The sequence below is a fragment of the Pseudomonas sp. R-28-1W-6 genome (genome assembly GCF_009799925.1).
Taxonomy (GTDB): domain Bacteria; phylum Pseudomonadota; class Gammaproteobacteria; order Pseudomonadales; family Pseudomonadaceae; genus Aquipseudomonas.
Map to the genome: position 1 here is coordinate 1 of NZ_WELK01000011.1, position 12,327 is coordinate 12,327.

Consider the following 12,327-nt stretch of genomic DNA (forward strand, 5'->3'; position numbering starts at 1 on the left):
GGACACCGCCCTTTCACGGCGGTAACAGGGGTTCGAGTCCCCTAGGGGACGCCATTTTCTTTCCGCGTTTTGCGGGCTTCAAGGGTCACTCTTACGGAGTGGCCCTTTTGTTTTTCCGCCTCCGAAAAATCCTCCCCCTCGTGAACAGCCTGCCGACCAATGGTCGCATCTGCTGCTTGCGGAAATTTATTATGAGCATAATATTTCAATCATAATATTTTTGGAGGCAGCCATGAGCGACAAGAAGGCCCAGACCCGCGAACGCATCCTTGCCGCCGCCAGCGCCGCGCTGATCCAGCGCGGCCCGGCGGAGCCCAGTGTGGGCGAGGTGATGGGGGCGGCGGGGCTGACGGTGGGTGGCTTCTATGCCCACTTCGAGAGCAAGGATGCGCTGATGCTGGAGGCTTTCCGCCAGCTGCTCGGCCGCCGTCGCAGCCTGCTCCAGCAGCTGGATGGCGATCTCTCGCCACAGGAACGACGCGCCCTGGTGGCGGCCTTCTACCTGTCGCGCAAGCACCGCGACAGCCAGGACGATGGCTGTCCGCTGCCCAGTTCGCTGGGGGAGCTGTCGCGCTTGCCGGACAGCTTTCGCGCCAGCCTGGCCGAGCACATCGAGCTGATGACGGCCGAGCTGGCCGGCAGCCCGGAGGAGGCCGACAAGGTGCTGGCCGATCTGGCGCTGATGGTCGGCGGCCTGGCGATTGCCCGGGCCCTGGGCGATGGCGCGTTATCCGACCGAGTTCTGCGGGCCGCCAAGTCGGCGGTTGTCTGAGGCAAGGTCCGGCAGCGCCGGACGTGATAGTGAGGAGAAGCGATATGAGCAGCCTGGGCTGGGTTCGTGGCTTCAATGCCACTGTGGGTCGTCTGGCACCCGAGCTGGTCGCCAGCAAGATGCACCGCGCGTTTCTCACCCCGCGCGATCTGCCGCCGCGCGACTGGGAGTTGCCGCTGCTGGCCGAGGCTGAGCGCATCACCCTGCGCTTCGGCCTCTCTGCCCTGCGCTGGGGGCAGGGGCCGGCCGTGCTGCTGTTGCATGGCTGGGAAGGGCGACCGACGCAGTTCGCCAGCCTGATCCGCGTGCTGGTGCGTGCCGGCTACGGCGTGGTGGCGCTGGATGCCCCGGCCCACGGCCGTTCGCCGGGGCACGATGCGCATGTGGTGCTGTTTGCCCGGGCGCTGCTGGAGGCTGCCAGCGAGCTGCCGCCGCTGAAGGCGGTGATCGGCCATTCGATGGGCGGCGCCAGTGCGCTGCTGGCGACCCAGCTGGGCCTGCGCAGTGAAATGCTGGTGACCATCGCCGCGCCGGCGAAGATCCTCGGCGCGCTGCGCCGTTTCGCCCACTTCGTCGGCCTGCCGCGCCAGGCGCGGGCGCGCTTCGTGCGCATGGTCGAGCAGAGCGCCGGCATGCCGGCGGCGCAGATCGATGTGGAACGCTACGAGCTGGCTTTCCCCGGGCTGGTGGTGCATGCCGAGGATGATCCGCTGGTGCCTGTCGGCGAGGCGCAGAGCATCCACGCGGCCTGGTCGGCCAGTCGCCTGCTGCGCCTGCCCAGTGGCGGCCACAGCAAGCTGCTGGCCGACCCGCAGCTGGCCGAGGCGGTGCTGGAGCTGTTGGGCAGCGCCGACCCGTCGACCGGCCTGGCGCGCCGTGGCCTGGGCGCTGCGGATGGGGGCGCGGCGCTGGCCTCCTGACGAGTTCGTGCCCGGGCCGCCCGGCGTGGCGGCCCGGGCGCGAGCCGCTTGGGGCGGCGGCCGAGATGGCGCATCATGGCGGCCTGTCCCGTGATGGCCCCCGTCCATGAAAACCGTCGAGTTCCACGAATTTCCCGATCACCAGCAGTGTGTCCGCCAGCTGGCGGATGACCTGGTCGCGGTCCTGGGCCAGGCGTTGGCGCGACAGGTGCGGGCGACCCTGCTGCTGCCGGGTGGCAGCAGCCCGCAGCCGCTGTTACCGCTGTTGGCGCAGGCCGCGCTGGACTGGTCGTGCATCGACCTGACGCCGACCGACGAGCGCTGGGTCGCCGCGGATGCGGCGCAGAGCAACGTGCGCCTGCTGCGGTGCGGTCTGCCTCTGGCTCGGGTGCTCGATCCGCGCCAGGGTGCCACGCCCGAGCTGGCCGCTTTCGGCTGGCAGGAGTGGCTGCGGCCCCGGCTGCCATTTGCCGCGGTGCTGCTGGGCATGGGCGAAGACGGTCACTTCGCCTCGCTGTTCGCCGGCATGCCGGGGTTGGCCGCGGCCCTCGACGCAACGGCCGAGCCCGCCGCGCTGCCGGCCTGGGCGCCGAGCGAGCCGCGCCAGCGCCTGTCGCTGAATCTGTCGATGCTCTGTCGCAGTGGCTGGCTCGGCCTGCTGGCCTTCGGCGCGGCCAAACGTGAGCTGATCGAGCGGGTCGCCCGCGCTGATGCGCAGGGCCGCGAGCTGCCGCTGCATGCGCTGTACCACAACGGCCTGAGCCCCCTGCGCATCTACTGGGCGCCTTGAATCGGCGATGGTGGCGCGGGGTGCGCCGTGCACCCCGGGACAGCCTGCGGCTTTCTGTTGCGCAAGGCGCGCCCTGGGGGGCCGGCAATAACCGCCGGTGCATGGCTGGCGGTATGGCAAATGGCCCTGGCACAGGACGCCCCGAACCGGGGCTAAGTCGTTACACTCTGGCTTATCAGAGTGAAAAGCGGATGCCGTGATGCTCAATGCCGTTGTCGAACAGGTTACCGCCGCCCTGGAACAGCGTTCGGCGGCGCGTCGCGCGCGCTATCTGGCGCGCCTGCAGGAGGCCGCGCAACGACCGCCGCGCCAGCATCTGGGCTGTTCCAACCTGGCTCATGCCCTGGCGGCGCAGACGGTGGATGACCGGCTGATCATGTGCCAGGGCGGCTCGGCGCATATCGCCATCGTCTCCAGCTACAACGACCTGCTCTCGGCCCACGCGCCGCTGCGCGACTACCCCGAGCGGCTCAAGCAGGCCCTGGCCCGCGTCGGCGCCACCGCGCAGTTCGCCGCCGGTGTGCCGGCCATGTGCGACGGCATCACCCAGGGCGAGGCGGGCATGCAGCTGTCGCTGTTCTCCCGTGACCTGATCGCCCAGGCCACGGCCATCGGCCTGACCCACGGCATCTTCGATGGCGCCCTCTATCTCGGGGTGTGCGACAAGATCGTCCCGGGCCTGCTGATCGGGGCCCTGCAGTTTGGTCATTTGCCGGCGGTGTTCGTGCCGGCCGGGCCCATGCATTCCGGTCTGGCCAACAAGGACAAAGCCGCCGTGCGCCAGCGCTATGTGCGCGGCGAGGTCGATCGCGACGAGCTGCTCGCCGCCGAGCTGGCCGCCTACCATGAGGCCGGCACCTGCACCTTCTATGGCACCGCCAACACCAACCAGTTGCTGATGGAGGCCATGGGCCTGCACGTGCCGGGCAGCGCCTTCGTCCATCCCTACACGCCATTGCGCGATGCGCTGACCGACGAGGCCGCGCGCCTGGTGGCGCGCAACAGTCAGAAGGGCGAGCGCTACTTGCCGGTCGGCGAGCAGATCGACGCCCGCGTGCTGATCAACGCCGTAGTGGCCCTGCTGGCCAGCGGCGGTTCGACCAACCACGGCCTGCACCTGCCGGCCATCGCCCGGGCTGCCGGTTATGAATTGCTCTGGGAGGATTTCGCCGCATTGTCGCGGGTGGTGCCGTTGCTGGCGCGGGTCTATCCCAATGGCGCGGCCGACGTGAACCAGTTCCAGGCCGCCGGCGGGCCGGCCTGGATCATTCGCGAGCTGCTGGCGGCCGGTTTGATGCACGGCGATGTGGCCACCGCGGCCGGCACCGATCTGGCCGACTATGCCCGCGAGCCCTGGCTGGAGGAGGGGCGCCTGGCCTGGCGCAAATTGCCGGCGCAGAGCCCGGCACTGGATATCGTTCGCCCGGTGGCCGAGCCGTTCAGTCGCGAGGGCGGCTTCACCTTGCTCGAGGGCAATCTGGGCCGCGCCATGCTCAAGACCTCCGCCGTCGATCCGGCGCACTGGCAGGTGCGTGCCCCGGCGCGGGTGTTCGATAGCGAAGCCGCGGTGCAGGCCGCCTACCAGGCCGGCGAGCTGAGCGGCGACCTGGTGCTGGTGCTGCGTTTCCAGGGGCCGCGCGCCAACGGCATGCCCGAGCTGCACAAGCTGATGCCGCTGCTGGCCAACCTGCAGGCGGCCGGGCAGCGGGTGGCGCTGGTCACCGACGGGCGCCTGTCCGGTGCTTCCGGGCAGGTGCCGGCGGCGCTGCATGTCACCCCGGAAGCGGCGGCAGGTGGTGCCCTGGCCCGCCTGCAGGACGGCGACATGCTTGAAGTGGATGCGCTGGCCGGTGTGCTGCGCGTCGAGTTGGCGCCGTCACAACTGGCAGCGCGTCCGCTGGCCGAGACGCCGAATGGGCTGGCTGCCGGCTACGGTCTTGAGCTGTTCGCCGCGCAGCGCCGCCTGGTCGGTGCGGCCGACCGTGGCGCAAGTATTTTCGATGAAGGGGACTGACATGAGCCTGACGATGGACAAGGTGTTGCAGCAGGCGCGCCCGGTGTTGCCGGTGCTGGTGATCGAGGATGTCGAACTGGCGGTGGACCTGGCCCGGGCCCTGCACGCCGGCGGCATCAGCGTGCTCGAGGTGACCCTGCGCACCCCGCGCGCCCTGGATGCCCTGGCGGCGATCCGCCAGGCCCTGCCGGAGCTGCTGGTGGGCGCTGGCACGGTGATCCATGCCGAGCAGTTCCAGGAGGCCCGCGATGCCGGCGCGCAGTTCACCGTCAGCCCCGGCTGCACCGAGCGCCTGGCGGCGGCGGCGGACGATTCGGGGCTGCCCTACCTGCCGGCGGTGATGACCCCGTCCGAGGTGTTGCTGGCCCTGGAGTACGGCTATCGCTCGCTCAAGCTGTTCCCGGCCAACGGCGCGGCCAGCGTGAAGATGTTGAAAAGCTTCAAGGGGCCGTTCACCGGCATCCGTTTCTGCCCCACCGGCGGCATCACCGCCGACAACCTGCTGAGCTTCCTGCGCCTGCCCAACGTGGCCTGCGTCGGCGGTACCTGGATCGCCCCGGACAACCTGATCCGCGCCCGCGCCTGGGACCAGATCACCCAGCTGGCCAGCGAGGCCTGCGCCCTGGCCGCCAGCGTGGAGGTCAAGGCATGAGCTGGGATCTGCCGACTCCCTTCGTCATCGACCTGCAGGTGGCCGCCGAGGACATCGACGGCCTCGGCCACGCCAACAACGCGGTCTACGTCAGCTGGCTGGAGCGCTGCGCCTGGCGCCACTCGCAGAGCCTGGGCCTGGACCTGAGCGAGTACCGCCGCCTGGATCGGGCCATGGCCGTGCTGCGCCACGAGATCGACTACCTGGCCAGCGCCTACGAAGGCGAGGAACTGCAGATGGCCACCTGGATCGTCGAGTCCGACCAGCGCCTGAAGATGACCCGCCACTTCCAGCTGTGGCGCCCGGCCGATGCCAGCACCCTGCTGCGCGCGCAGACCACCTTCGTCTGCATCGAGCTGTCCAGCGGCAAGCCCAAGCGCATGCCGGCCGAGTTCGTCGAGGGCTATGGCCAGGCGCTGCTGGAGCCCGCGGCGCCCTAGCTGGCCGCCACTTGCAGAAAGCGCCGTGCGGTCAGCCGCGGCGCTATAAAGGCCCGGCGCCTGCCGTTACAATCGCCGCCCCGTTTTTTCCGAGAGTCCTGCCGTGCAAATTGCCCTGGCGCCCATGGAGGGCCTGGTCGACGAGATCCTTCGCGATGTGCTGACCCGGGTCGGCGGCATCGACTGGTGCGTGACCGAGTTCATCCGGGTCAGCGACCGCCTGCTGCCGGCCTCGCACTTCCGCAAGCTGGCGCCGGAGCTGCGCACCGGCGCGCGCACCGCCGCCGGCACGCCGCTGCGCGTGCAGCTGCTCGGCTCCGACCCGGTCTGCCTGGCGGAAAACGCCGCCTATGCCTGCGAGCTGGGCGCGCCGGTGATCGACCTCAACTTCGGCTGCCCGGCCAAGACGGTGAACAAGTCGCGCGGCGGCGCTGTGCTGCTCAAGGAGCCGGAGCTGCTCCACGCCATCCTCTGTGAAGTGCGCCGGGCGGTGCCGCGCGAGATCCCGGTGACGGCCAAGATGCGCCTGGGCTTCGACAGCCCCGATGGCGCCCTCGACTGCGCACGGGCGCTGGCCGATGGCGGGGCGGGGCAGCTGGTGGTGCATGCGCGGACCAAGGTCGACGGCTACAAGCCGCCGGCCCACTGGGAGTGGGTGGCGCGGGTGCAGGACGCAGTGCGCGTGCCGGTGTATGCCAATGGCGAGGTGTGGAGCCTGGATGACTGGCGGCGTTGCCGCGAGGTCAGCGGCGTCGAGGACATCATGCTTGGCCGCGGCCTGGTGGCCCGCCCGGACCTGGCCCGGCAGATTGCCGCGGCGCGCGCCGGGCACAGCGTGGTACCGATGAGCTGGGACGAGCTGCTGCCGCTGCTGCGCGATTTCTGGCGGCAGGCGCGGTGCAAGATCGCCCCGCGCTACGCCCCGGGGCGCCTCAAGCAGTGGCTGGCCATGCTTACTCGCAGCTACCCGGAGGCGGTCACCCTGTTCGCCGCCATGCGCCGCGAGAATGACTGCGAGCGGCTGGACCTGCTGCTGGCCGCTTCGGCTGGCGGCGAGCGGGGTGTTGGCGAGGTGGTTGCGCGGCTGTCCTGAGTGGTGGGGGGCTGCTGGCGTGCGTGGCGCTGAGGGCGGTCTGCCCGCCGGAGGGATGCAGCAACCACCCCTTGAATTTTTTTCCTGCGTCCACATCTGGGTGCTTGAGGGGCGCCGAAGTCGGGCCCCGGTCAATCCACTCGCTGAGATTCAGGAGACATGTCATGAGCACTGCTTTTTCCATGGCCCCGCTGCTGCGTCAATCGGTCGGTTTCGACCGTTTCAACGACCTGTTCGAATCGGCCCTGCGCAGTAACGAGACCGGCAGTTCCTACCCGCCCTACAACGTCGAGAAGCATGGCGACGACCACTACCGCATCGTGGTCGCGGCGGCCGGGTTTCACGAAGAGGACTTGGAGCTGCAGGTCGAACGCGGGGTGCTGACCGTGAGCGGCGGCAAGCGCGAGCGCGGCGCGGAAGATGTGGTCTATCTGCACCAGGGCATCGCCCAGCGCGGCTTCAAGCTGTCGTTCCGCCTGGCCGACCATATCGAGGTACAGGCCGCCAGCCTGCGCAACGGTCTGCTGCACATCGACCTGCTGCGCGTGGTGCCGGAAGAGGCCAAGGCCAAGCGCATTCCGATCAATGCGTCGCAGCCGGCCTTGAACGGCTAACCTCGGCGCCGCTGCGAAGCGGCGGCCTGCATCGACAGTTGAAGCATGCACAAGGGCGCCGTATGGCGCCCTTGTGCATTTGCCTCTTGGTCGGGCTCTCGGCAGCAGAACCGTACCGGCCTATGCCTTGAACGCCTGCTCGCGGTTGAGGCCGAGCAACTGGCGAAAGCCAGGCAGCGCCAGCGGCTTGCTGAACAGGTAGCCCTGGTACAGGTGGCAACCCTGCAGCAGGAGGAAGTCCAGCTGTTCCTGCTGCTCGACGCCCTCGGCGATCATCTGCAGGTTAAGGCTGCGCGCCATGGCGACGATGGCGCGGATGATCTCGGCATCGTTGGGGTCGCTGGTGGCGTCGCGCACGAACGACTGGTCGATCTTCAGCACGTCCACCGGCAGGCGCTTGAGGTAGGTCAGCGAACTGTAGCCGGTGCCGAAGTCGTCCATGGCGAAGCTGACGCCGAGCTTCTTCAGCTGGTGCATCTTGGCGATGGTGTCATCCAGGTTCTGGATCACGATGCCTTCGGTGATCTCCAGCTTGAGCATCGGTGCCGGCAGGGCGCTGCTCTTCAGGCTGAGCTCGACCAGCTCGACGAAGTTGTGCTGGCGGAATTGCCGCGGGCTGATGTTCACGCACAGCTGGAAGCGGGCGGGGTCGAGCAGGCCGTCGCGCAGCTGGCGGGCGCAGGCGTGGCAGGCCTCGCTGAGCACCCAGGTGCCGGCCTCGAGGATCAGCCCGCTTTCCTCCAGGACCTGGATGAACTGGGTCGGCGACTGCGGGCCGAGGGTCGGGTGGGTCCAGCGCAGCAGGGCCTCGGCGCCGATGATGCGGTTGTTGCGAGCATCCACTTGGGGCTGGAAGTGCAGCTCGAACTCGCCGCGGGCCAGGGCCAGGCGCAGGTCGCTTTCCAGGCGCAGGCGCTCGCTGGCGGCGTCCTGCATGGCCTTGCGGAACACCTGCACGGTATTGCGCCCGGAATCCTTGGCCCGGTACAGGGCGATGTCGGCGCGCTTGAGCAGGTCGGTCGGGTTGTCGCCGTGCTCGGGCAGCAGGGCGATGCCGATGCTCGGCGTGACCTGCAGGCGATGGCCGTCCAGGTGCATGGGTTCGCCGAGCAGCTGGCGTAGTTTGTCCGCGACCTGGCGCACCTGGTGGCGGACCTGGCTGCGGCTGCCTTCCAGACCGGACAGCAGCACCACGAACTCGTCGCCGCCCAGGCGCGCGACGGTGTCTTCCTGGCGCACGCTGGCGCTCAGGCGCGCGGTCACCAGCTTGAGCACGGCATCGCCGACCGGGTGGCCGAGCGAGTCGTTGATGTGCTTGAAGTGGTCGAGGTCGAGGAACAGCAGTGCACCATGCAGGTTGTGACGCTTGAGCAGAGCGATCTGCTGGGTCAGGCGGTCCATCAGCATGGCGCGGTTGGGCAGGTTGGTCAGCGGGTCGTGGTAGGCCAGGTGATGGATCTGCGCCTGGGCATCCTTCAGCTCGCTGATGTCGCGGGCGGTGAGCAGCAGGCAGGGGATGTCGTCGAGCTCGATGGGCTCCACCGAGACCTCGACCAGGCGGACGTGGCCGTCGCGGTGCTGGCCGTGCATTTCCAAGTGATAGGCGCGGCCTTCGCGCTTGATCGTCTCGACCATCATGACCCGCTCCTGCGGGTCGGCCCAGACGCTCAGTTCCGTGGCGCTGCGGCCGATGACCTCGTCGGCCCGGTAGCCGGTCAGGCGGCAGAAGCCCTCGTTGACCTCGATATAGCGCCCGCTGTCGCGCTCGGTGATGGTGATGGCGTCCGGGCTGGAGTGGAAGGCCTTGGCGAACTTCTCCTGGCTGGCCTTGAGCGCGGCCTCGCTCTTCTGCCATTCGCTGATGTCGCGAAAGGTGGTGGTGATGCACAGCTGGCGCTCGACGCGGATGAAGCGGCTGGACAGCACGCAGGTCAGCTCGCGGCCGTCCCTGGTGTGGAAGCGCGCCACCTCGTTGTTCAGGCCCTGGTCGCGGGTCAGCTGGCGGAACAGCTCCTGGCGCCGCCCCGGGTCGACCCAGAACTTCAGTTCCGCGGCGTTCTGCCCGACGATTTGTGCCGGCTGCCAGCCGAAGGTCTGGCTGAAGCTGGGGTTGATCTCGATGAACACGCCGTCGCGGATGCGCGAGACGCAGATCGGCTCCGGGCTGCTCTGGAACAGGGTGGCGAACTTCTCCTCGGAGGCGGCCAGGCGCTGTTCGCGCTGCACCCGCTCGCTGATGTCGATGAGGATGCCGGCCATGCGCAGGGGCTGGTCCTGGGCGTCGCGGTAGAGCTTGGCGGTGCTTTCCAGGTAGTGCAGCTCGCCGTTGGCGAAGCGCGTGCGGTAGGTCACCTGGTAGTCGGTGCGGGTGCCGTCGAGCAGTTCCAGGTAGGCCTGGCGCATGCGGTGGCGGTCCTGCAGGGGCACGTGGCTGAAGAACGCGGTGAAGTCGCCGTGGTAGGGCGTGTCGGTCAGCCCGTGCAGGGCCGCGGCCCGCGCCGAACCGTACAGGGTGTCGCTGGGGATGTGCCATTCCCAGGTGCCCAAGCTGGCGGACTCGAGGGCCAGGGTCAGGCGCTCCTGGCTGTCGCGCAGTGCCTGCTCTTGGGCGCGCTCGTGGCTGATGTCGCGCACGGTGAGGACCAGGCACGGCTTGCCGTCCAGTTCGATCTCGCCGCCGAAGATCAGGTTGAGGCTGGGCTGGCCGTGGCGGTCGAGCAGTTCGACTTCCAGGTTCTGGCAGCTGCCGTCGTGCTGCAGGGCGTCGATCAGGCGCTGGCGATCACCGGGGCTTTTCCAGATGCCCAGTTGCAGCGAGCTGCGGCCGATGGCTTCGGCCTTGCTCCAGCCGAAGCGCTGCTCGAAGGCCGGGTTGACTTCGACGAAGGTGCCGCTGGCCTTGTCGGTGATGACGATGGCGTCCGGGGTCTGGCGGAAGGCCTTGGCGAACTTTTCCTCGCTGGCGCGCAGGGCGGCGGCGGCCTGCTTGTCCTCGGTGGTGTCGAGGAAGGTGCTGAGCAGGTAGGCCTGGTTGTCGATCTCGATGTACTGGCTGTTCAGTACGCCATGCAGTTGCCGGCCATCGCGGCTGTTCAGGCGCACGTGCTGGATCACCGGCCCCTGGCTGTGCAAGGCCTTGGCGTGCAGCTCGTCGCGCTGGCGCAGGTCGCTCCACAGGTTGAGTTCGAGGGTGGTGCGGCCGACGATCTCGCTGGCGTTCCAGCCGAACAGCCTCTCGAAGTGCGGGTTGGCCTCGACGATCCGGCTGTCCTCGGCGCGGGTCAGCAGGAGCACGTCGGGAATCATGTGGAACAGGATGGCAAAGCGCTGTTCCGACTGGCTCAGGGCGACCGAGCGTTCCTGCTGTTCGGTGATGTCGCGGATCACCCCGAATACCCGCTTGCTGCCGTCGCTGTCGAGCTGCTGGCGGCCGCTGATCTCCAGCCAGTGCAGGCTGCCGTCGGGCCAGCGGATGCGATGGCGCAGCGGCTCGGCGGCAGGCGTGCCGGCGAGCACCTGATGGAACAGCTGCAGCACGCCGGGGCGGTCTTCTTCCGGGATCAGTTCGATGTAGTCGACGCGCTGGCGCAGGGGGTGGCTGGGGTTGATGCCGAACAGCGCCTGGGCCCCGCGCGACCAGCTGACCTGCCCGCTGGCGGTGTCCCAGTACCAGGCGCCGAGATGCGCGCCATTGAGGGCGGCGAGCAGGCGCGGTGCGTCTTGCCAGGTCTTCTCGACTTCGACGGGGTCCAGCGCCGGGATGAACGGCAGGGGGGGCGTTGGCTTGGGCAGTTTGGGCATGGCGGGCTCGTTTGGCGCATGCGTGCCGCCGTCACCGTCAGGCAACTGGCGTGGCTGATGCATGCGAGGGGCCTTTCTTATCGTTATGGGCCCACGTTAGCCCCACTCCAGGCCTCTAGGCAAGGCCTGTGCGGCGCTGCCGGAGCGCGTCTGTGACGGGGTTGCCGCGCCGCTAGTGGGGCAGGGCCGCGCCGGGCTGGGTGCGCTGTTCGTCGAGCAGGCTCATGAAGGCCTTGGCCGCATTCGACAGGGTGCGCTCGGTATGCAGGATGTAGCCGAGCTGGCGGCTCAGCTGGATGCCGGGCAGCGGCAGACGGGTGACCTGCTCGTCGAGCATGGTGCGCGGCAGCACGCTCCAGGCCAGGCCGATGGAGACCATCATCTTGATGGTTTCCAGGTAGTTGGTGCTCATGCCGATGTTCGGCGTCAGCCCTTCGGCCTCGAACAGGCGGCGCACGATATGGTGGGTGAAGGTGTTGTCGCCGGGGAACACCGCCGGATGCCGGGCCACATCGGCCAGGCGGACCGCGCCACCGTTGCGCACCAGCGGGTGCTCGGGGGCGGCGACGAAGTCCAGCGGGTCGTCCCAGACCGGCACCGCGCGCACCGGCTCGCGGGTTTCCGGGGCCAGGGTGATCACCGCCAGCTCGGCGCGGCCGTGGAGGATCTCCTCGTAGGCCACTTCCGAGTCGAGGAACTGGATGTCCAGCGCCACCTGCGGGTGGGCGCGGGTGAAGGCGCGCAGCAGCGGCGGCAGGCGGTGCAGGCCGATGTGGTGGCTGGTGGCCAAGGTCAGGCGGCCGGTGACTTCGCCATTCAGGTTGGTCAGCGCGCGGCGGGTGTCGTCCAGCACGTTGAGGATCTGGTAGGCGCGCGGCAGCAGGGCGCGGCCGGCTTCGGTGAGGCTAACTTCGCGGCCCAGGCGGTCGAACAGGCGCACCTTGAGCTGCTGCTCCAGGCCGGCGATGCGCTTGCTCACCGCCGGCTGGGTCAGGTGCAGGCGTTCGGCGGCCTCGGAAAAACTGCCGGCTTCGGCAATGGCGAGAAAGGCGTTGAGGTTGGCGAGGTCCATGCTGTAGCTCCGTGCCGCGGATGGCGAGTGAGGGGCGGCGCGGTGGCGCGCGGCATATGGCAGCCCACTTATAGCGCAGCGCATTCCGACAAGGAATGCTTTGGATAAAAATTATGAATTGGAGTTATTCGTTGCCAGCCCCTAGGATCGCCACATGGG

Annotated in this window: 10 protein-coding genes; 8 read left to right on the forward strand and 2 right to left on the reverse strand. The window is 68.8% G+C overall.

Features of this window, described 5'->3' with window-relative positions; all coding sequences use genetic code 11:
• The first annotated feature begins 232 nt into the window (after positions 1-232).
• The 8 genes from F3I62_RS16825 (at position 233) to F3I62_RS16860 (ending at position 7,295) form a co-directional block, all read left to right on the forward strand.
• Entirely contained in the window at positions 233-772 is a 540-nt protein-coding gene (locus F3I62_RS16825; protein ID WP_160490798.1) for a TetR/AcrR family transcriptional regulator, read from the forward strand.
• Positions 773-816: 44 nt separating this feature from the next.
• Positions 817-1,692: an alpha/beta fold hydrolase gene (locus tag F3I62_RS16830; protein ID WP_160490799.1), complete on the forward strand. Its 876-nt coding sequence runs from the start codon at positions 817-819 to the stop codon at positions 1,690-1,692.
• A 106-nt stretch (positions 1,693-1,798) separates the two neighbouring features.
• Positions 1,799-2,482 carry a 6-phosphogluconolactonase gene (locus tag F3I62_RS16835; protein ID WP_160490800.1) on the forward strand — a complete coding sequence of 228 codons (684 nt, stop codon included), beginning with the start codon at positions 1,799-1,801 and terminating at the stop codon, positions 2,480-2,482.
• Between the two features lie 199 nt (positions 2,483-2,681).
• The gene (gene edd / locus F3I62_RS16840) at positions 2,682-4,496 is read left to right on the forward strand and encodes a phosphogluconate dehydratase (protein ID WP_160490801.1); all 1,815 of its coding nucleotides are present in this window, start codon (positions 2,682-2,684) and stop codon (positions 4,494-4,496) included.
• 1 nt (position 4,497) lies between these two features.
• The gene (locus F3I62_RS16845) at positions 4,498-5,148 is read left to right on the forward strand and encodes a bifunctional 4-hydroxy-2-oxoglutarate aldolase/2-dehydro-3-deoxy-phosphogluconate aldolase (RefSeq protein ID WP_160490802.1); all 651 of its coding nucleotides are present in this window, start codon (positions 4,498-4,500) and stop codon (positions 5,146-5,148) included.
• Positions 5,145-5,588, forward strand: a complete 444-nt coding sequence (locus F3I62_RS16850) for a thioesterase family protein (protein WP_160490803.1) — start codon at positions 5,145-5,147, stop codon at positions 5,586-5,588. Before F3I62_RS16845 ends, F3I62_RS16850 begins: the two co-directional genes overlap by 4 nt.
• Before the next feature lie 103 nt (positions 5,589-5,691).
• Positions 5,692-6,681 (forward strand): tRNA-dihydrouridine synthase, encoded by a 990-nt coding sequence (locus F3I62_RS16855; protein ID WP_160490804.1) that lies wholly within the window; start codon positions 5,692-5,694, stop codon positions 6,679-6,681.
• Positions 6,682-6,845: 164 nt separating this feature from the next.
• Entirely contained in the window at positions 6,846-7,295 is a 450-nt protein-coding gene (locus F3I62_RS16860) for an Hsp20 family protein (RefSeq protein WP_160490805.1), read from the forward strand.
• A 120-nt stretch (positions 7,296-7,415) separates the two neighbouring features.
• Here F3I62_RS16860 and F3I62_RS16865 read toward each other — a convergent pair whose 3' ends face one another.
• On the reverse strand, positions 7,416-11,096 hold the full coding sequence (locus tag F3I62_RS16865; protein ID WP_160490806.1) for a PAS domain S-box protein: 3,681 nt from the start codon (positions 11,094-11,096) through the stop codon (positions 7,416-7,418).
• Between the two features lie 172 nt (positions 11,097-11,268).
• Positions 11,269-12,168: a LysR family transcriptional regulator gene (locus F3I62_RS16870; RefSeq protein ID WP_160490807.1), complete on the reverse strand. Its 900-nt coding sequence runs from the start codon at positions 12,166-12,168 to the stop codon at positions 11,269-11,271.
• Positions 12,169-12,327: the final 159 nt, after the last annotated feature.

What these genes read in the sequence shown, in the direction of transcription:
- F3I62_RS16860 (WP_160490805.1), top strand. Translation starts at nt 6,846, where the DNA reads ATGAGCACTGCTTTTTCCATGGCCCCGCTGCTGCGTCAATCGGTCGGT.
- F3I62_RS16830 (WP_160490799.1), top strand. Translation starts at nt 817, where the DNA reads ATGAGCAGCCTGGGCTGGGTTCGTGGCTTCAATGCCACTGTGGGTCGT.
- F3I62_RS16845 (WP_160490802.1), top strand. Translation starts at nt 4,498, where the DNA reads ATGAGCCTGACGATGGACAAGGTGTTGCAGCAGGCGCGCCCGGTGTTG.
- F3I62_RS16825 (WP_160490798.1), top strand. Translation starts at nt 233, where the DNA reads ATGAGCGACAAGAAGGCCCAGACCCGCGAACGCATCCTTGCCGCCGCC.
- F3I62_RS16870 (WP_160490807.1), bottom strand. Translation starts at nt 12,168, where the DNA reads ATGGACCTCGCCAACCTCAACGCCTTTCTCGCCATTGCCGAAGCCGGC.
- F3I62_RS16850 (WP_160490803.1), top strand. Translation starts at nt 5,145, where the DNA reads ATGAGCTGGGATCTGCCGACTCCCTTCGTCATCGACCTGCAGGTGGCC.
- F3I62_RS16835 (WP_160490800.1), top strand. Translation starts at nt 1,799, where the DNA reads ATGAAAACCGTCGAGTTCCACGAATTTCCCGATCACCAGCAGTGTGTC.
- F3I62_RS16865 (WP_160490806.1), bottom strand. Translation starts at nt 11,096, where the DNA reads ATGCCCAAACTGCCCAAGCCAACGCCCCCCCTGCCGTTCATCCCGGCG.
- edd (WP_160490801.1), top strand. Translation starts at nt 2,682, where the DNA reads ATGCTCAATGCCGTTGTCGAACAGGTTACCGCCGCCCTGGAACAGCGT.